This window comes from Halobacteroides halobius DSM 5150, from assembly GCF_000328625.1.
Classification (GTDB): Bacteria; Bacillota; Halanaerobiia; order Halobacteroidales; family Halobacteroidaceae; genus Halobacteroides; species Halobacteroides halobius.
Window position 1 is genome coordinate 1,434,680 of sequence record NC_019978.1, and the last position, 18,286, is coordinate 1,452,965.

Consider the following 18,286-nt stretch of genomic DNA (forward strand, 5'->3'; position numbering starts at 1 on the left):
TTCATCAGCTCCTATCTTAAATATTAATTCAATCTTTGCAAACGGTTGCACAATCAAAAAGCACTTCTACTGATTGATTTTATGTTAAGCGTTTAACTTACCCACATTATATACTTGCTAAAAAGTTTTGTCAAGGCGGTTTGTTAGTCCTTTCTCTGTTGTGTAGAATCTCGAATAACTAATTCTAAAGGTAATGTAATACTCTTTTTCTCTTTGGCTTGGGATTCTATTTCCTCTATTAATACTTCTACTGTTCTAACTCCTTTGTAAAAGATATCTTGTTTTATTGTAGTTAAAGCCGGAGTAACATATTGGCATGTCTTTAAATCATCAAAACCAACAATTGAAAGATCTTCAGGAATTTTTTTATCATGCTCTTGAAAAGCTTTTATAATACCAAATGCTAAAATATCTGCTACAGCAAAAACTGCACTAATATCATTTTGATCAGATAATAGTTCTGCTCCTACTTTATACCCCCCTTCAAAAGAAACTTCAGTCTCATAAACTAATTCTTCATTTTCAGTAATATTGTATCTTTTTAATGCTTTTTGATACCCTTGATAACGTCTATAATTAACTTCACTCAAATCTCTATTACCTGTTACAAAAGCAATATTTCTATGATCTAATTTTAATAAATATTCAGTAGCTAAATAACCCCCTTGTTGGTCATTAACACCAATATTATGAAACTGCCCAGTATAATCTTTATAAGTATCAGTTAGTACAATAGGAACATCTATTTCTTCTATCTTTTTGGAGAGTAAGTTAGGATAGACCCCTAAAAAAATAATTCCATCTAAATTTCTTTTGATAATCCAATCTTTACAACTCTCTTCCGGGCCAACCCCCGTAATCAAAATATCATAGTCTTTTTCTCTAGTCTTCATCTCAATTCCACTTATAAATTGACTATAAAAGGGATTATCTTGCAGTAAAGTATTAGCTTTATCTTGCTCAACTAAAGGAAGCATAATCCCAATTAGATGTGATTTTCTATTTGCTAAAGTACGAGCTGTAAAGTTAGGATAGTATCCTAACTTTTCTATTGCTTCTAAAACTTCTTGGTAAGTCTTTTGAGAGACTTTATGTTGATTTTCATTTAAAACATTAGATACTGTAGCTACTGAAACCCCTACATAATCTGCCACATCACGAATTGTAACCTGTTTAGCCATAATCCCCTCCTGGTTAATCGGTTAACTAGCTAATCTAATCTTTTGATCTTTTTTTCCTTTTTCTCTACTAACACTTGATATAAACCAGCTAACTCAATCCCCTTCTTATTTAATTTTCCTAATAATTTGGTTGTTTTAACCTGCTTTTCTAGTTTAATTGCTATTCCACAATCAGCACTAATTTCAGGTAAAACTGGTACCATCATTATTTTATATCCTGCATCTTTTAAAATATCTTCTGCTGTTAAAGAATGGTGCGTTGAATCAAAAACAATTAATTTATATTCCTCTTCAAACATTAATTTCCCTCATCTCTAACTTTAATTTTTGGCCCTGTTCCTGTAACTTGGCCAATTAATGTAGCATCATCTAATCCTGCTTGATAAAGATCGCTTAATAAATCAGCAGCATCTTCTTTAGCAACAGATATTAATAAACCTCCTGAAGTTTGAGGATCAAATAATAAATCCTTTCTTGCTTCATTAATCTTTACCCCAAACTCAACTTGCTTTTGTAAATAATCCTGATTTCTATAAGCTCCTTCAGGAACTAGGCCTAAAGCAGCATATTCTTTTGCTTGAGCAAATAATGGAACTTGATTAGCATAAATAGTAACTTCCAAGCCACTTCCTGTGGCCAACTCCCAAGCATGTCCTAATAAACCAAAGCCTGTAATATCAGTACAAGCATTAACATTATATTTATGCATCAATTCTACAGGCTTATTATTTAAAGTAGCCATTGCTTTAACAGCAAGACTATTACCATCAACTTCAGCTATGCCCCCTTTAAAAGCTGTCGTCATAACCCCCATCCCCAAAGGCTTTGTTAAAATTAGTTGATCACCAACTTGAGCACCAGAATTAGTAATTAAATTATTATGTTCAACTACTCCAGTTACAGCTAATCCATACTTAGGCTCATCATCTTCAATAGTATGACCACCAGCTATTATTGCTCCTGCATTAGCTACTTGATCAGCTCCTCCTTGCAAAATTTCTTCTAAGATTTGATTATCTAAACAAGTAGGAAAACCAGCAATATTCATAGCTAACAAAGGAGTAGCTCCCATAGCATAAATATCACTTAAAGCATTTGCAGCAGCAATTTGACCAAATAAATAAGGATCATCAACTACTGGAGTAAAAAAATCAACTGATTGTACTATCACTTGCTCACCTTGAAGTTTATAAGCTACTGCATCATCCGCTTTATCAAATCCAACCAATAAGTTTTCATCAACTCCAGGAAATTCAACGCGTCGCAAAACTTGCGACAGAGCCTTAGGGCCCATTTTAGCTGCTCAGCCAGATGAACTACTATACTGAGTTAATTTAATTTCATCAGTCACTAATATCACCTCTTTAAATTACTTGTAATTTCTTGATATATAGTTTTATTTAACTGCCCTTATTCTAAAGTATTTGTTAATAAGTTTCTATTATGTCTATGATTATCCTTTTTTTATTTAAAATTAGTAGTCATAAGTGACTAAGTTAAAAATATATTAAGCCCTTAATCACTCCCTTCCTCTTTTTTTTCTTCTCGTTTATTAAACGGGCCAAAACTTATATAAAATACAAGAAAGACTAACAACCAAACAAATTGATCACTCACTCCTGTATCTTTTCTTTCTCCTGGCTTTTCTTGGGGCTCTAAATTACTTTCAGACTGATCCAAATCTTCTGGGAGGGGGAGATCTACTTCTTCTTTAAGTTCTGCAAAAGCTAACCAACTAGCTATAAAACCTACTCCACTTGAAAAAACACCTAGTCTATCAGATAATGAAATATCTTCTGTCTCTTCTTGAGATAATCTATTTGTTAATAAGTTAAATAACATTATTATCACTCCTTTCACTACTAGTATATTAATCTTGCCAACTTTTGTTACTTAATCTCCTTTTCTCTTATAAACTTTACATAAGATGAAGCATTTTAAGGTGATGAAAGATTCAATAAAAATTATAAAACTTCTTTTATAACTCGCTCTGCATTTTTAAAGAATATTTTTTCTATTTCCTCAGTAGTAAATTGATTCTTTTTTAAAGTAGTAATCAATTTATCAATCTTAGCAATATTACTGATCTCTAACTCACAGTCGATTCCATCGAAATCAGAACCTAATGCTATAACTTCACTACCTCCAACATTTCTAATATGTTTAATATGGCGTACTATATCTTCTACTTTACTTATTTTATTATCTCCTAAGAAACTAGCTGCAAAATTAAGTCCTATTACTCCACCTTGTTTGGCAATTATTCTTATCATTTTATCAGTTAAGTTCCTATGATGATCTCTAAGCTCTCTAGCATTAGAATGAGAAGCTATAAATGGCTGTGAGGATAATTGAGCTACATCATAAAAACCTTGGTCAGATAAATGGGACACATCGATTAACATTCCTAATTTGTTCATTTCTTTAACTACTTGTCTCCCAAAAGGTGTAAGCCCTTGTTGTCTATACTGTAGTTTACTATTGGAATATCCCAATTGGTTGGGATAATTCCATGTTAGAGTTATTAATCTAACTCCTAAACGATAAAAATTTCTTAATCTAGATAGTTGGCCCTCTAAAACTCCCCCCTCTTCTATAGTTAAAAAAGCTGATATCTTATTTTCTTGTTGGTTAGCTTTTAAATCTTGATAATTTTTTGCTATAGCTACTAGTTCATCATTAGCTTCAACCTCTTGGTAGAACCTATCTAACATACCTAAAGTGTGCTCAAAGGGATTTTCTCCATAAATAGCTTCTTCTTTATAATCTATAAATAAAGCAAAAAATTGGGCCCAGGAGTTAGCCTGTTGTAATTTCTCTAAGTCAACATGAAATGAATTTTTCTTTAAACTTGCTGTTTGATTATTACAAATGCGATATATAGTATCACAATGTAAATCTATTAAATTCATAGTATCCCTCCATAATTTATTAATTAATAGGCAAGAAATGCTTTTTTATAGAATAGGCTATAATAAAGCTCAATAATAAATTTTAATGGTGGTGGTCTAAGTGGTCTTTGATGTTATTGTTGTTGGAGCTGGACCAGCTGGTGCCTATACTAGTTATAACCTAGCTAAAGAAAATCTAAATGTATTATTAATCGAAGAAGAATCATTACCTCGTTACAAATCTTGTGGAGGCGCTATTTCTCTTAAAGCCAAAAAATACTTAGCAGATATTGATTTAACTAATATTATTGAAGATAAAATAACTAATATCACATTTGATTATAATCTGCAACCTGCAATTGAGATTGATTTTTCTAAACCGTTTGTTTATCTAGTAATGAGAGATAAATTTGATAATCTATTAGTTAATAAAGCTAAAGAAGCAGGAGCTAAAGTAATTAGTAATAGTAAAGTTCTTTCTATTACTAAAAATGATCGACTAGAAGTTACGACAAAAGATAATTTATTTAAAAGTAATTATCTTATTGGAGCTGATGGGGTAAATAGTTTAATAGCTAAAGAACTAGGACTAAAAACTAATATGAATCATGCTATAGGATTTGAAAAAGAAATAAAAGTCTCTACTCCACAATTGGCCAACCAAAGAAGTAGGATAAAGCTAGATTATGGTGCTATTCCTAAAGGATATGGTTGGATTTTTCCTAAACAAGATCATTTGTCTGTAGGTATTGCTAGTTATAAACAAGGATTAAACCTTAAAGAAAAATTAACAAACTATTTAAACAAAGAAAAAATATTTATTCAAGAAGAGTTAAATGCTAAAGGACACTTATTACCTGTTTGGCAAAGTGAAAAAACTTTAAATACTAACCAGGGATTATTAGTAGGTGATGCTGCTAGATTAGTTGACCCACTATCTGGCGAAGGAATCTTCTATGCTTTAAAAAGTGGTCAATTAGCAAGCAAAGCAATCATTGATAACTTAGAAAAAAATAAATCTCTAAATCATTACACAACACTAGTTAACCAAGAAATTATATTAGAATTTAAAAAAGCTAAGCTATTAAGCCAATTTTTCTTCCTAGCACCAAAACAGATCCACAAATTCTTAACTAGCAATCAATGGCTACTAGAAGAATTCCTAAAAGTAATCTACGGCTTAAAAAATTATGATGAATTATACAATTATTTTATCTCAGAAATAAGTTTCTTAAAACATATTACCAATAAATAAAACAGAGAGCCATATCTATTGGCCCTCTGCTTTGTTCTTTCTAGCTTCTACCATAAAATTCTGATTAGTAATACTTCCTCTAATCTTAACTACCTTCCATTTTTTATTAACCCGCTTTAAGATTAAATAATCCTCCATAGGAATCTCAATTTGATTAGCTTGAGGTCGGTTAAAAATAAATTTATAACTAGCTTTAAATTTAGGAACTGGCTGCTTACTAATCAATTCAATACTAAGCCCTTCAATAGAGTAAATTACATCTTTTCCTGGTCTTTTAGAACCACCATAAGCCTGTTTCATCTTTTCAATTACTCTACCCCTGATTACAACTTCCTCCAAATAATCTATTTTTTCTGCATTCGATACTTCCTCTAATAAATTAATATTTTTATTATTTAGTGATTTATAAAAGTACTTAACAACTTTTTTAGGAGTTGTATCCCGCTTAAGAATAGGTTGATAACCTCCAGTTGATAATAAAACAGTTAAAATTATAATTCCAGCTATCATTCCAATTCCCACTCGCCAATAACGGTATAAAAACCAGAATGATCTTTCTTTTAGACTAAACAATTTCTTTTGTTGTTCTTGTTTTTCTTGTCTTTCCTTTATTTTTTCTTGAGAAGATATTAATTTATTCTCCTTTTCTAATTTCTCAAGCCTTTGATATACCTCTTTAAAACTTCCTGGTCTCTTATTCTTATCTTTTTTCAAACATTTAACTACTAAATTATTTAATTCAGTAGAAACTTGAGGATTTAAAAGTTTTGGCTCGATGGGTGATAAATGTTTTATTTTAACAGTCAGCTCTCCTTTAGTATCAGTTTGAAAGAAAGTTTGACCAGTTAATAAATAATAATAAAATCCGATGATAGAATAAAGCTGGCTTTCTTTAGACCATGATCCATTCTTAATAATCTCAGGTGGTTGCAACCATATATTATCAAAAGAAAAGGAAATCTCTGATCTGTACTGAATAATTTTATTAATAATTATTGGATCAAGCATAAATATTTTCTGATTAGGCCCAACCATCAAACTCTCTAGTAATAGCCCAGACCATAGATCATCTTTAGCATTAGCAAAAATATTTAATATTGTCTTTAGCCAATTATTAGCTAATTTAATAGCCACTCTTTCTTTTTGTAAATAATCCGCTAATGGGATTAGCTCTATATTGGCCCTTAATAAATAATATTCTCCATCAATAATCATAGTATCGTGATAAGAAAGATATTGCTGGTGATTAATAGACTTATCTTCCTTTATGATTGCTTTTATATCATCAAGAATGCTTTTAGCTACTCTACCTTTTGGTTTTTTAGTGGTAAATAATTTTTGGGCATAGTAACTAGTACCTACTTCATCTACAACATGCTTATAATTCTTTCCTTCTTCTTTAATTTGATACATTACTTTATACTCACCCCCAACTTATAATTTCTAAGCCCATTTTTACTATATCATACTCCTGCTAAGTTAGCCAATTCATTTTATTAATTCCGATTAAGGTTTTTAATTCCTTCATATTTTCTGATACAATGTTAATAATAAACTTATAGATAGGAGTATATAATAATGAAATCAATTACTTATAAAGAAACTTTAGACTTAAAATCAACAGCTTACATTGACGTTAGATCACCAGGAGAGTTTAATGAAGCAACTATTCCGGGGGCAATTAATTTACCTATTTTTGATAATCAAGAACGGGCCCAAGTAGGAACAGTATACACTCAACAATCACCTGCTAAGGCTCGCATACTAGGTATAGAAATTGTAGCACCTAAACTACCTGATTTGGTTAAAAAAATTCAAAAGCTATCTAAAAAATACGAGAATCTTATCCTCTTTTGTGCCCGAGGAGGTATGAGAAGTGAAAGTATTGGTCTAGTAGCTAAAATGGCCGGATTTGAACTTTATAAATTAAAGGGTGGCTATAAAGCTTACCGGCATTTTATCCTAGATCAGCTAGAAGAATACAAACTAGATAGTAAATTACTAGTTATTCATGGTTATACTGGAGTAGGTAAAACTAAACTGCTCTATCAGCTACAAAATTTAGGTATTCCAATTATTGATCTAGAAGGACTTGCTAACCACCGTGGTTCAGCTTTTAGTAGTATCGGCTTAGGAGAACCTACAAACCAAAAACAATTTGATTCTTTATTATGGGAAAAATTAAATAAAATTAATGGAGTACCAATCATTGCAGTAGAATCAGAGAGTAAAAGAGTTGGAATTTCTGTTATCCCAGACTTTTTTAAAGAAGCTATGGAAGAAGGAATACATATTTTAATCGATAGGTCTATTGATAGTAGAATAGATGAAATTTTTAGTGAATACTCCGAAACTTATAATCAAAATAAAAAATCATTTATTAACCGTTCTTTAGAGTCCATCTCAGCTATTAAGAAGCATCTAGTTAAAAAAATAGGTAAAGCTGGTTACCAACAATTAATTAAAGAATGTAAACAGGGCCAATTTGATGACGTCATCAAAACATTATTAATTAAATACTATGATCCTCTATATCAACATTCCCTCAATAAATACCAAGATAAATTTACTTTAAAAATAAAACAAGATAACTTAAATCAAATATCCCAACAGATAACTACATTTATAGATAATTCGATAAATTAATCTTGAACTGAATACTATAAATGAGCAAATTTGAACCCATATTATTCCAAGTCAAAAAATAAAACAAGACATTCCCAACATTTTGGTGTAGAATAAAGTTACCATACCAAACTCTCACCAGAAAGGATGTTGGAAATGTCTAATAACTTTATTCTACCTGATAATAAGCTAATTGACAAGTTTTTTGACGAAAATAATTTTAATCTTTATTATTCTAAACCAGCTTTAAAGCATATAAAAGAATTCATTCTAGCAGGAATTTCTAAAGGGTTTTCATCTAAAACAACTGATATTGCAGAGTATAGTGAAAATCATAGAACTACAATTGGTCATTTCTTATCTAAAGGAAACTGGAATGAAGAATTCATTAAAGAAATTATTAAAAACCAAAGTTTAGAGTTTTCATTTGATTATGCAAAGAATAATGATGAACCAATCTTTATTCTTCATGATGACACTGTTTCTGAAAAGACTAAGCCTTCGTCACAGGCAAAGTCACCAATTGAGAAAACTGATTTTTGCTACTCTCATTTAACTGGAAGAACTGTGTTAGGACATCAATTATTAACTACTATGATTCAATCTGGTGAGCATAATTTAGTTTATGACCTTCAACGCTATGATAGAGAAGGCAAAAGTAAAATTGATACTGTTTGTGATATTGCAGAATCTATGCCTACACCACCTACAAATGCTTATGCATTATTTGATTCATGGTATAATTGTCCTAAAATAATTAATGCTTATGCTAAAAAGGGTTATCATTGCATTGGAGCTCTTAAAAGAAACCGCATTATTTACCCTAAAGGTATTAGAATCGGTATATCTGATTATGCAAAATATATTCAAAAGAGTGATGTTCACCTTGTGACCGTGAACGGCTCTGAATATTGGGTTCACCGTTATGAGGGAAACCTGAATAATATAGAAAATGCGGTTGTAATTTTATCTTGGCCTGTAGATGCTTTTAAGAATTCTAAGGCTTTAAGAGCATTCCTCTGCACTAATGTTTCTTTAGATGAAAAAACTATTTTAGAATACTATTCTAAACGCTGGTCTATTGAAGTATATTTTAGACAATCTAAAAGGATATTAGGTCTTGATAAATATCAAGTCAGATCTATCAAAGCCATAGATAGAATCTGGGTATTACAAAATTTAGTTTATTTATTTTGTACCATTGGTTTAGATAAACCAATGAAATTTGGCAGAGGTGTTCTAGAAGCCAGAAAGCACAGTAAAAGAGAATATATAGAATGGATTTATGAATGTGCTCAAACTGGCATACCATTAAATACCACTTTAGAGTTATTAAATGTTGCATAGAAAAACTATATCAAGTTGCTTCCATAAATTGGAACGGTTTTTGCTCATTTATAGCTGAATAATTCTTTTCAATCTAACTTATACTAAAAATGAACTCTAAGGAGGGATTAATTATTAAAAACAAAATTAGAGAAGGACTTATTCCTACTGTATTAGGTACTGTAGTTACTACACTAGGAATTAACCTTCGTTCTAAAAGTTCTTCATTAGGTTGGGGGATAGCTGGCTTTGGTTTAGCACATCTACTATTAGGTGCTATTGACTTAACTCAGCATAAAGCTCCACAAGATGAATTATTTAAAATGAGTGAGAGGCAAGAAAGAAGAGAAAGACAACCTCAACAATAGATTAGAGTTCATAATAAACAAGAATCCCACTTCCTGGATTCCTGTTTATTACTTTCACCCTGATAGGCCAACATTGGCCATACACCTCTTTGACTTTTCTTACTCCTTTAATAGGGGAAACAATTTAGTTTCCCCTATTAAAATTAAGCTGATGCTTCTGCAGAATTCTTAGGACTATCTAAAAACTTAACTTTATTAGCAACTACTCCTGTCTTATATCTTCTCTCTCCAGTCTCCTTATCTTCCCAATTGCTAACTTCTATTTTTCCTTCAATGCTAACTAATCTACCTTTAGTTAAAAAATCAGCACAATGTTTAGCTAATTTTCTCCAAGTTACTACATTGATAAAATCAGTTTCCCTTTCTCCTGCTTTATTTTTATAATCTCTATCAACTGCTAATACCAAATTAGTCATTTTAGTGCCACTCGATAACTCTTTCATCTCTGGGTCTCTAGCTAGTCTGCCAACTAATCCTACCTGATTTAACACAATAATCACTCCCTTTTAATTTGTTTGCTTAAGGTTATTTTTACCAATTAAGTCTTAGTTATACACTTAATGTGTTTACTTTGCTTTTCTATATCATCTACTTTTCTATATATACAAGAATTAATCTGCCTATATAGTTCTACATCATTTTCAATTCTAAATTGATTCATCACTTCAGTAGCTAACTGAACAAATTCTTCTGGGGAGATTCCAGCTTCTTGATGGGCTATATTCATATATTTTTCTATTAATAACTTCTTTTGTTCTCTTTTCATTTTTCCGCCCCCTCCTATATGTTAATTTTATCCTTTATAGTAATAGATTATTATTCTAATCCTAAATTAGTTCAAAAAATACAGGAGGTTTGAAAAACAAAAAAGAGTTAGAGCAATTGCTCTAACTCTTTTTTGCCCATTTACGAGCAAATTGATCTATATCTCCAGCTCCTAAAAAAAGATAAATAGCATCATTACTGTAATTATACTTAGTTAACCACTCTTCTAAATTAGACCACTGATTAATATAGGTAACAGGTTGGTCACTTACTAATTGACTTAACCTTTTTCCTAATCTTTCTAACTCTTTCTCTTCTACTCTCTCTCTTACTTTATAAATTTGGTAAATAACCCGTTCATCTAAGTTTTGATTAAGTACTTTTTGATAATCTTTTAATAAACTATTTGTTCTCAAATATTGGTGGGGCTGAAAGATTACTACTTTTTGTTTATCAGTCTCAATTCGGTCTAAATTATCAACGACAGCCTTTACTTCACTTGGGTGATGAGCATAATCAGTGATTATAATTTGATTATCATCATCAGATAATACTTCAAATCTCCTCTTAACTCCTTGCCATTGACCTAAAGACTCTTTCATAGTTTCAAAAGACAGTCCACAATACTTACCTACAGCAATTGCTTCTAAAGCATGTCTTATATTATAGTCTCCCAAAGCAGGCAGTCTAAATTGACCAATCTCTTGGCCCTGGTACTCCAAAATAAAATAAGATTCTAACTCTACTTCTGTAATCTTAACTGCATTAAAATCAGCTTGTTGGTCATTAATTCCTACCGTTAATACTTCAATAGGTAAGCTAGTAGATTCTATTTCTAATTGTGCTAAAACCTTATTATTAGTAACTAAACACTCACTTAAACCTGCTACATATTCTTTATAGGTCGCTACCATATCATCTAAATCACGATAAATATCTGGATGATCAAATTCAATATTCGTTACTACTCCAATATCCGACGGATACTTTAAAAAAGACTTTCCATACTCATCACCTTCTAGGATAAAATAATCGCTTTCCTTAATCATAAAATTACTATTAAAATTATTTAAAATACCACCAATAATAAAGCTTGGATTCTTTTGGCCCCCCGTTAAAATTTGGGCCAATAGACCTGAAGTTGTTGTCTTACCATGAGTTCCAGAAGCCGATATAACCTTTTTGTTAGCTGTAATTAAAGCTAATGCTTGGGAACGACCTAATAACTCTATTCCATACTCTCTAGCTTGCTTAAGCTCAACATTTTCATCTGGAATAGCATCAGAATAAATTACTTTTTCTAAATTAGAATCAATATTATCTGCTTGATGACCAATCTTAATCTGAGCACCTTTATTTTTTAATTCTTCAATTAATTCATTATTTTCTAAATCAGAACCTGTTACCTGATATCCGATTGTCAAAAAATACTGGGCAATCGCAGACATAGCAATCCCACCAATACCTATAATATGAACTTTCTTCATAATATCCACCTCATTATCTATTTCTTAATCTCTGTTTAGCATTAAAATACACTTATCTTAATATATATGCAACCTAATTATATATTAAAATATTATTTTTGATAAATATTAATTTTGCTTTCTTTATCATTTGCCATTAAAACTAATAATTCTAAAGATTTATCTTCTGTAATATCTCCTACTGCTAAATCTCTAATCTTTAAATCCAATGGCTTACTCTCCCAACTTTTAACAAGTTCATCCTGGGCCCAATTATAGACTAAAACTCGATTATCCTTTTTTGTCGTATGAACTACTAACTCTAATCTTCCATCTTTTTCTAAATCAGTGACTAAAACTGCTGGCCCATATCTACCAGGCAATACTGTCTCTAGCTTTCCTGCTTTAGTATAAATTTTAATTTTATATTTACCTTTTCCTTGGTATGAAGTAAGCACTATTTCCTTCTTTTTATCTTGGTCTAAATCCCCCATTGCTAAACGATATCCTTCATTTTTATTAAGTTGTAATTTGAAATTTTTTTTATAATTATTCCTTGTAATTAAATTAAACTGGAGCTGGTGATTAATATTTCTAGTTATTAAATAATCTTTAGTAGCTAATTTAACTACTGCTTTAGGACGACTACGTTTAAACCCTTTTATTCTTTGCTTGATATACTTATCCTTTTGCCAACTAAATTTAAATAAATAATTGAAGTTCTGGGCTATTAACTCTGATATTTGATCATTATTACTATCCACTACTACTAATTTGTAATCATCATATTTAGTTCTATAATAACTATCAATTCTACCTTCAGTTAACAACTCTTGTGCTTGATAATTTAGTATATGCAAAGCTTGTCTAGTATTTAAAATAATCTCTTGGTCTAATTGTTGGTCAATATTAGCTACTACTAAATCTAAAAATTGATACTTAAATAATTTACTTGTAGTTAATAATCTATAATCAAGTGTAGCCTCTTTAAATTGCTGTAAATAATAATTAATTAGCTTATTTTCTTTACTAATTGTCATTACTTCTTCTCTAACTAGACTATCTAACTTGGTACTATATAGCTCTCCTTTAATAAATAATTTTTTTTCTTCTTGAAAAATCTCTCCAGTTACTAACAGATCAAGTTTTAACTTATTACCTATTAATTGTAATTCATCTTGACTTAAAGTATTTTCTAACTTTAATTTATTAATTAGTTTCTCTAATTTATCTTTAGATATAACCTTAAATTGGCCCTTTCTCTTTAGATTAGCAATTAGACTTTCTTGAAGTAAATTAACTATATCAATTGGTAGCTTTGTAGCATTAAACTTTAAAATTCCTATTCTTTGCTTTTGCCTTTTTACCCGATCTCCTACCTGCAATTCTAAAGAAGATTTTTCGATAACTTGTGCTACAGAAAATTTTGCTTTAACTTCCTTGACCTTTAATGTAGCTATCTTATGGTTTAGAGTTCCTAATATAACCCCAGTTATAGGATCTTTAAGTAAATCATACTCTCTTAATACACTAAATGTATCCCCTTTAAGTATCCCAGCTTGTAAACCTAAATTTAAATAAACAGATTCATCTTCTATTTTAGCTATATACCCTTGACTTTGCTTTAAATAATCACTAAATAAATCAGCAGTCAATTGATCTATTTCATCTGTAAACAGCTGTTGTCCATAAGTTAATTGACTCATTAATACAATAAATACCAAACACAGAAAAAATATCTTTCTCAATTGAACACCCCCTTTAGACTCATTTTTATTTATTCGCTATTTATACACTAAATCCTGCTTAAATTAGGTTTCCTCTTAAAATAACGACACTTATCTGTTAAATAAACATGACACTTTAATTTAGAACAATAAAATCTATTATTAATAAAATGAATACAATTTTTACAAGTCATTTTTAGCCCCCCTAAATTATAGACATCAATATAATTCATATGATTAAATAAACAAAATATTTCTATGAAATAATTTCCTACGATATAATTCAAATCTTTGATACAATAGAGTATAAATCATCTAATTAATAACAGGAGGATAAATATGACTTATCATACTCATTCATTCTTTGGCTTTGCATTTGCATTACTAACAATTAAATTACTATCTACATTTCAAATTATAGATCTTTCTTTTTTACTTACAGGCAGTCTATTTAATGATACACTCTTTCAATTTTATATCGCAGCGGTTATTGGGGCTTTAATACCTGATATAGACCATGCAAATAGTAAAGCAGGTAGAAAGTTATGGTTTATTAGCAAACCACTTAAGTTATTTGGGGTTAAACACAGAGGCATTACTCATAGTTTATTAGGAGTCATTTTATTTGGGCTATTATGTAATCAATTAATAAGTCTAAACTGGATTAATTTAATAATTTGGCTAGGGTTGATAATTGGCTACTTTAGTCATTTGATTGCAGATATGTTTAATTCCCAGGGGATTCCTTTTTTCTATCCTAACCAACGTCGATTTAAATTTCATACTAACATTACTACAAATGGCTGGGGAGAACATATTTTTTTCTTAATTATCTTTACCTTACTCTTCTTTTTTATCTGTATTGAACGAGGTTATATTGCATTTAAATTAGGTGGTTTTCCACAGATTTTTAATCTAAATTAAAAGAGTGGAGGCATTAGCCCCCACTCTTTAGATCAATTAACCACAACTACTATATCCACAATTTTTACAGGAATTACAACCTTGCTCAAAATGGATTTCCTCTCCACACTCTGGGCAAAGTGGCTTATCTCCTTCATCAGAAGCTGCTACTTTTGCTTTAGATTCTTCTATTTCTTGAATAACTTCTAAATCTGAACTTAGATGTCGAAAAGTTTTAGACTCCACTATTTCTTTTAAAGCCCTTGCTACTACATCAGGACAACTACGCCCCTCTAGTTTTTGGCCCTTGCCTTTTTCATACATAAAACTAGGGCATGTTGTTGTTGACTCTAATTGATCTATAATCTCTTCGGGAGCAATTCCACTTCTTAAGGCTAAACTAGTTAAACGACTTACAGCTTCAGTCATTACATGACAACCACCATCACTACCAGTTGTCAAGAAGGTTTCAATTGGATTACCTGCTCCATCAAAATTAATTGTTAAATATAACTTCCCACAACCTGTATTATACATAATAGTCTCTCCAGCAGCTGCTAGAGGTCGTTCTTCTGGAAGGATAGTCTCGTTATTAACTTTTACTTCTTCTGTTGAGCTTTCTTCCTCCTCTGTACTTAAAACTTGAGCTGTTCTACTTCCATCTCTATAGACTGTTAATCCTTTACAACCTAACTCATGGGCCAACTTATAAGCCTCAGCTACATCTTCTTTAGTAGCTTGATTAGAAAAATTAATAGTCTTACTTACTGCATTATCAACATGTTGTTGGAAAGCAGCTTGAACCTTAATATGCCATTCTGGTTCAATATCCATAGCAGTAACTAGTGCTTCTTCTGGAGCTTCTTCTGTAAAGTCATACTCAAAGTAACTTACATTTCCATCAGCATCAGTATGAGAATACTGAAAACTAAAGAATGGTTCAATTCCACCACTAGTACCACCTAAGAAACTAATAGAACCTGTTGGTGCAATAGTCGTTAAAGTAGCATTTCTTTGGGGGATTTCATATTCACTCTCATCAAAAGCAGGAAAAGCACCTTTCTCTGCTGCTAGCTCTTGACTATAATGATGAGCATTATCATTGATAAACTTCATTACTTGCTCTGCCATTTCAACTGCTTCTTTACTATTATAAGCAATACCTAACCGAATAATTAATTCATGAAAGCCCATAACTCCTAAGCCAACTTTTCTATACTGTAATACCTTCTCTTCTATCTCTGGTAAAGGATATTTATTAACAGAGACCACATTATCTAAAAATCTAACTGCTAACTTAATAGTCTCTTCTAACTCATCCCATAATACCTCTCCGTTAGCTACAAATTTAGATAGATTAATTGATCCTAAATTGCAAGCTTCATTAGGCAATAATGGCTGTTCACCACATGGATTAGTAGCTTCTATCTCTTCTGGTAGTGGATGATCTTGATTAATCTCATCAAGAAAGACCATTCCTGGTTCACCATTTTTCCAAGCATAATTAACAATTAAATTATATACCTTACGTGCTGGAAGTTGATCTACCTTCTCCCCTGTCCGAGGATTAATTAAATCATACTCATTATCTTCTTTAACTGCATCCATAAAATCTTCTGTTACAGCTACAGATAGATTAAAATTAGAAAACTGATTATCTAATAACTTTCGTTTGTAATTATCTAACTTTTTATCAACCTTTATTAGAGACAAATTAGTCCCTTCAATCGTCTCTTTATAGTCATCGTATAACTCTTGGTTTTCTTCTGTTAGCTCACCCTTAGCATGAATAAAGTCTAAAATATCAGGGTGGTCAACTCGTAACATCCCCATATTAGCTCCTCTGCGCTTTCCGCCCTGCTTTACAGTATCAGTAGCACGATTAAAGACCTTCATAAAACTTAGCGGACCGGAACTAACTCCTCCTGTACTCTTTACTACATCATTTTTAGGTCTTAATCTACTAAAAGAAAATCCTGTTCCACCACCACTTTTATGAATTAAAGCAGCATTCTTCACTGCAGAAAAGATTCCTTCCATACTATCTTCAACTGGTAACACAAAACAAGCTGCTAACTGTTGTAGCTCTGCTCCAGCATTCATTAAAGTAGGTGAGTTTGGTAAAAACTTAAGTTCAGTCATTAAATTATAAAACTTTTCTTCGTATTCTTCTTTTAATTCTTTCTTCTCTTCAGCACTAGCAATATTTTTAGCTACCCTTTGAAACATTTCTGGGGGCGTTTCTTGTAAATTGCCTTCTTCATCTCGTTGTAAATATCTTTTTTCTAATAAGTTTATTGCATTTTCCGATAACTCAGATACCAATTACAAAACCTCCTAATTTAATTTAGACTTGTTTAAAAACTTCTCTTCGTGCAATATCAAATGGTCCTCTATAACTTTAAATACAATCTAAATTATAACTGTTAATCTTTTTATTTGCAAACTAAAAATTAATTGTTTCATAAAAAACACCCTGCTATTTAACATTAGCAAGGTTAACTATACATCCATTATTTTTTCTTTGTAAACTTTAAGACTGTATCTAAAGCTTCTTTGACAGCTAACTCTACATCTTCTTCTTCTTTAATTGATTCTACAATACACTGACAAGCATCATTCTCTAACAATGATAAGCCTATTCTGTTTACTGAAGACTTAATAGCCGAAAGTTGAATTAATATTTCTTGACAGCTTTTATCCTCTTCTAACATCCTTTCTACACCTTCAACATGTCCCTTAACCGTTTTTAATCTGGTTAATAGATTTTGTTTTAATTCCTCATGTTCACTAGTTGCCATTAATTTCACTCCTGAGCAACAATATTTTAGGGATGGATATATCCATCCCTAATATGTTCTAAATATTCTCTATTTTAGCTTGTAAATCTTCTTTGCTTGAGAAACCTACTTGTCTATCTACAGGCTCTCCATCTTTAAAAAAGACAAGATTAGGAATACTTGTTACCTGATATTCTTGGGCCAATGATTGATTATCATCCACCATAACTTTAGCTATCTTAACATCATCCCCATATTCAGCTCCTAATTCTTCTAGTACTGGTGCAATCATTTTACATGGTCCGCACCAAGGCGCCCAGAAATCAACAACAACTGGTACATCTGAATTTAGAACCTTTTCTTCAAAATCTTCCGCAGTTACTTCTACAGTAGTTTTACTCATTATTATCACCTCGAATTAATTTTGCCCCCCTACCCTGGGGTGTGTATATTATATCTAATCTAAAAAAAGATGTCAAATTTATTGGCCTATTAATAATAATCGAACACCTACAGCCAAAAATACTATCCCTAAACCATGAGTCCAGTGAAAAGAAATTTGCTTTAAACCCCACAAACCTAAATGATCAATTACTACTGCGGTTAAAATTTGAGCTGCTACAATAGCTGTAGTAGCATTACCTACTCCTAACTGGGAAATACTAAATAATACTCCATATAAAATTATGACATTTAAAATTCCACCTAAATAACTATACCAAGGGGCAGAAGATAAATTGCTTAAATCACCTTTTCCTAAATTAAAAACCAATAAAGCTACTAATAATATAAGAGCTATAACATGAACAACAAAAGTTGCTTCTAATTGACCAATTTCTTTACCTAAAACTGAATTTAAAGAACCTTGAATTGCCATCGACATTCCAGCAATTATAGCAACCAAAAAGAAAATGCCATTTTCCATATCTCAACTCCCTTATAAGCTCTTTTAATATTAGTTTTAGTTTTTTTTATTATTTTATTCTTAATCCTATAATC

The 18,286-nt window shown here is 31.0% G+C and carries 20 protein-coding genes; 5 read left to right on the plus strand and 15 right to left on the minus strand.

All coding sequences use genetic code 11. The features are described 5' to 3' along the window. Window positions 1-143 precede the first annotated feature (143 nt). The 5 genes from HALHA_RS07040 to HALHA_RS07060 all read right to left on the minus strand — a co-directional run bounded on the left by HALHA_RS07040 (window position 144) and on the right by HALHA_RS07060 (window position 4,093). Window positions 144-1,181, minus strand: coding sequence for a LacI family DNA-binding transcriptional regulator (locus HALHA_RS07040; RefSeq protein WP_015327101.1), 1,038 nt, complete (start codon window positions 1,179-1,181; stop codon window positions 144-146). Window positions 1,182-1,210: 29 nt separating this feature from the next. After that, window positions 1,211-1,480 carry a putative Se/S carrier protein gene (locus tag HALHA_RS07045; RefSeq protein WP_015327102.1) on the minus strand — a complete coding sequence of 90 codons (270 nt, stop codon included), beginning with the start codon at window positions 1,478-1,480 and terminating at the stop codon, window positions 1,211-1,213. Next, window positions 1,480-2,532, minus strand: a complete 1,053-nt coding sequence (gene selD, locus HALHA_RS07050) for a selenide, water dikinase SelD (protein ID WP_281098751.1) — start codon at window positions 2,530-2,532, stop codon at window positions 1,480-1,482. The genes HALHA_RS07045 and selD overlap by 1 nt, the downstream gene beginning before the upstream one ends. 164 nt (window positions 2,533-2,696) lie before the next feature. Next, window positions 2,697-3,023, minus strand: coding sequence for a hypothetical protein (locus HALHA_RS07055; protein ID WP_015327104.1), 327 nt, complete (start codon window positions 3,021-3,023; stop codon window positions 2,697-2,699). Between the two features lie 122 nt (window positions 3,024-3,145). After that, a complete protein-coding gene (locus HALHA_RS07060) occupies window positions 3,146-4,093 on the minus strand; it encodes a dipeptidase (RefSeq protein WP_015327105.1) in 948 nt (315 codons plus the stop codon). Between the two features lie 100 nt (window positions 4,094-4,193). Between HALHA_RS07060 and HALHA_RS07065 the strand changes: the two genes are divergently transcribed. Continuing rightward, complete coding sequence (locus tag HALHA_RS07065) at window positions 4,194-5,327, plus strand: geranylgeranyl reductase family protein (RefSeq protein ID WP_015327106.1); 1,134 nt, start codon at window positions 4,194-4,196, stop codon at window positions 5,325-5,327. 15 nt (window positions 5,328-5,342) lie between these two features. On the opposite strand, the gene HALHA_RS07070 is transcribed toward HALHA_RS07065, so the two are convergent. Then, window positions 5,343-6,740, minus strand: coding sequence for a protein kinase family protein (locus tag HALHA_RS07070; protein ID WP_015327107.1), 1,398 nt, complete (start codon window positions 6,738-6,740; stop codon window positions 5,343-5,345). Window positions 6,741-6,905: 165 nt separating this feature from the next. Between HALHA_RS07070 and mnmH the strand changes: the two genes are divergently transcribed. The 3 genes from mnmH (at window position 6,906) to HALHA_RS07085 (ending at window position 9,646) form a co-directional block, all read left to right on the plus strand. Beyond that, window positions 6,906-7,973: a tRNA 2-selenouridine(34) synthase MnmH gene (gene mnmH / locus HALHA_RS07075; RefSeq protein ID WP_015327108.1), complete on the plus strand. Its 1,068-nt coding sequence runs from the start codon at window positions 6,906-6,908 to the stop codon at window positions 7,971-7,973. Between the two features lie 135 nt (window positions 7,974-8,108). Further along, on the plus strand, window positions 8,109-9,299 hold the full coding sequence (locus HALHA_RS07080) for an IS701 family transposase (protein WP_015327109.1): 1,191 nt from the start codon (window positions 8,109-8,111) through the stop codon (window positions 9,297-9,299). An 89-nt stretch (window positions 9,300-9,388) separates the two neighbouring features. Further along, window positions 9,389-9,646 (plus strand): hypothetical protein, encoded by a 258-nt coding sequence (locus HALHA_RS07085; RefSeq protein ID WP_015327110.1) that lies wholly within the window; start codon window positions 9,389-9,391, stop codon window positions 9,644-9,646. Window positions 9,647-9,789: 143 nt separating this feature from the next. Here the strand turns inward: HALHA_RS07085 and HALHA_RS07090 are convergent, their stop codons facing one another. The 5 genes from HALHA_RS07090 to HALHA_RS13835 form a co-directional block, all read right to left on the minus strand. Beyond that, the gene (locus HALHA_RS07090) at window positions 9,790-10,137 is read right to left on the minus strand and encodes a single-stranded DNA-binding protein (protein WP_015327111.1); all 348 of its coding nucleotides are present in this window, start codon (window positions 10,135-10,137) and stop codon (window positions 9,790-9,792) included. A gap of 47 nt (window positions 10,138-10,184) precedes the next feature. Beyond that, window positions 10,185-10,412, minus strand: a complete 228-nt coding sequence (locus tag HALHA_RS07095) for a hypothetical protein (RefSeq protein ID WP_015327112.1) — start codon at window positions 10,410-10,412, stop codon at window positions 10,185-10,187. Between the two features lie 121 nt (window positions 10,413-10,533). Then, entirely contained in the window at window positions 10,534-11,898 is a 1,365-nt protein-coding gene (gene murC, locus HALHA_RS07100) for a UDP-N-acetylmuramate--L-alanine ligase (RefSeq protein ID WP_015327113.1), read from the minus strand. Window positions 11,899-11,990: 92 nt separating this feature from the next. Next, window positions 11,991-13,625 (minus strand): FlgT C-terminal domain-containing protein, encoded by a 1,635-nt coding sequence (locus HALHA_RS07105; RefSeq protein WP_015327114.1) that lies wholly within the window; start codon window positions 13,623-13,625, stop codon window positions 11,991-11,993. 47 nt (window positions 13,626-13,672) lie between these two features. Next, the gene (locus HALHA_RS13835; protein WP_281098752.1) at window positions 13,673-13,798 is read right to left on the minus strand and encodes a hypothetical protein; all 126 of its coding nucleotides are present in this window, start codon (window positions 13,796-13,798) and stop codon (window positions 13,673-13,675) included. Window positions 13,799-13,943: 145 nt separating this feature from the next. Between HALHA_RS13835 and HALHA_RS07110 the strand changes: the two genes are divergently transcribed. Continuing rightward, on the plus strand, window positions 13,944-14,528 hold the full coding sequence (locus HALHA_RS07110) for a metal-dependent hydrolase (RefSeq protein ID WP_015327115.1): 585 nt from the start codon (window positions 13,944-13,946) through the stop codon (window positions 14,526-14,528). A gap of 36 nt (window positions 14,529-14,564) precedes the next feature. Here HALHA_RS07110 and HALHA_RS07115 read toward each other — a convergent pair whose 3' ends face one another. The 4 genes from HALHA_RS07115 to HALHA_RS07130 form a co-directional block, all read right to left on the minus strand. Beyond that, window positions 14,565-16,832 (minus strand): adenosylcobalamin-dependent ribonucleoside-diphosphate reductase, encoded by a 2,268-nt coding sequence (locus HALHA_RS07115; protein ID WP_015327116.1) that lies wholly within the window; start codon window positions 16,830-16,832, stop codon window positions 14,565-14,567. Between the two features lie 188 nt (window positions 16,833-17,020). Then, the gene (locus HALHA_RS07120) at window positions 17,021-17,308 is read right to left on the minus strand and encodes a metal-sensitive transcriptional regulator (RefSeq protein WP_015327117.1); all 288 of its coding nucleotides are present in this window, start codon (window positions 17,306-17,308) and stop codon (window positions 17,021-17,023) included. Window positions 17,309-17,366: 58 nt separating this feature from the next. Beyond that, window positions 17,367-17,690, minus strand: coding sequence for a thioredoxin (trxA, locus tag HALHA_RS07125; RefSeq protein WP_015327118.1), 324 nt, complete (start codon window positions 17,688-17,690; stop codon window positions 17,367-17,369). A 78-nt stretch (window positions 17,691-17,768) separates the two neighbouring features. Beyond that, complete coding sequence (locus HALHA_RS07130; protein ID WP_015327119.1) at window positions 17,769-18,212, minus strand: DMT family transporter; 444 nt, start codon at window positions 18,210-18,212, stop codon at window positions 17,769-17,771. Window positions 18,213-18,286: the final 74 nt, after the last annotated feature.

What these genes read in the sequence shown, in the direction of transcription:
- HALHA_RS07040 (WP_015327101.1), bottom strand. Translation starts at nt 1,181, where the DNA reads ATGGCTAAACAGGTTACAATTCGTGATGTGGCAGATTATGTAGGGGTT.
- HALHA_RS07045 (WP_015327102.1), bottom strand. Translation starts at nt 1,480, where the DNA reads ATGTTTGAAGAGGAATATAAATTAATTGTTTTTGATTCAACGCACCAT.
- HALHA_RS07055 (WP_015327104.1), bottom strand. Translation starts at nt 3,023, where the DNA reads ATGTTATTTAACTTATTAACAAATAGATTATCTCAAGAAGAGACAGAA.
- HALHA_RS07060 (WP_015327105.1), bottom strand. Translation starts at nt 4,093, where the DNA reads ATGAATTTAATAGATTTACATTGTGATACTATATATCGCATTTGTAAT.
- HALHA_RS07070 (WP_015327107.1), bottom strand. Translation starts at nt 6,740, where the DNA reads ATGTATCAAATTAAAGAAGAAGGAAAGAATTATAAGCATGTTGTAGAT.
- mnmH (WP_015327108.1), top strand. Translation starts at nt 6,906, where the DNA reads ATGAAATCAATTACTTATAAAGAAACTTTAGACTTAAAATCAACAGCT.
- HALHA_RS07080 (WP_015327109.1), top strand. Translation starts at nt 8,109, where the DNA reads ATGTCTAATAACTTTATTCTACCTGATAATAAGCTAATTGACAAGTTT.
- HALHA_RS07085 (WP_015327110.1), top strand. Translation starts at nt 9,389, where the DNA reads ATGAACTCTAAGGAGGGATTAATTATTAAAAACAAAATTAGAGAAGGA.
- HALHA_RS07095 (WP_015327112.1), bottom strand. Translation starts at nt 10,412, where the DNA reads ATGAAAAGAGAACAAAAGAAGTTATTAATAGAAAAATATATGAATATA.
- murC (WP_015327113.1), bottom strand. Translation starts at nt 11,898, where the DNA reads ATGAAGAAAGTTCATATTATAGGTATTGGTGGGATTGCTATGTCTGCG.
- HALHA_RS13835 (WP_281098752.1), bottom strand. Translation starts at nt 13,798, where the DNA reads ATGACTTGTAAAAATTGTATTCATTTTATTAATAATAGATTTTATTGT.
- HALHA_RS07110 (WP_015327115.1), top strand. Translation starts at nt 13,944, where the DNA reads ATGACTTATCATACTCATTCATTCTTTGGCTTTGCATTTGCATTACTA.
- HALHA_RS07120 (WP_015327117.1), bottom strand. Translation starts at nt 17,308, where the DNA reads ATGGCAACTAGTGAACATGAGGAATTAAAACAAAATCTATTAACCAGA.
- trxA (WP_015327118.1), bottom strand. Translation starts at nt 17,690, where the DNA reads ATGAGTAAAACTACTGTAGAAGTAACTGCGGAAGATTTTGAAGAAAAG.
- HALHA_RS07130 (WP_015327119.1), bottom strand. Translation starts at nt 18,212, where the DNA reads ATGGAAAATGGCATTTTCTTTTTGGTTGCTATAATTGCTGGAATGTCG.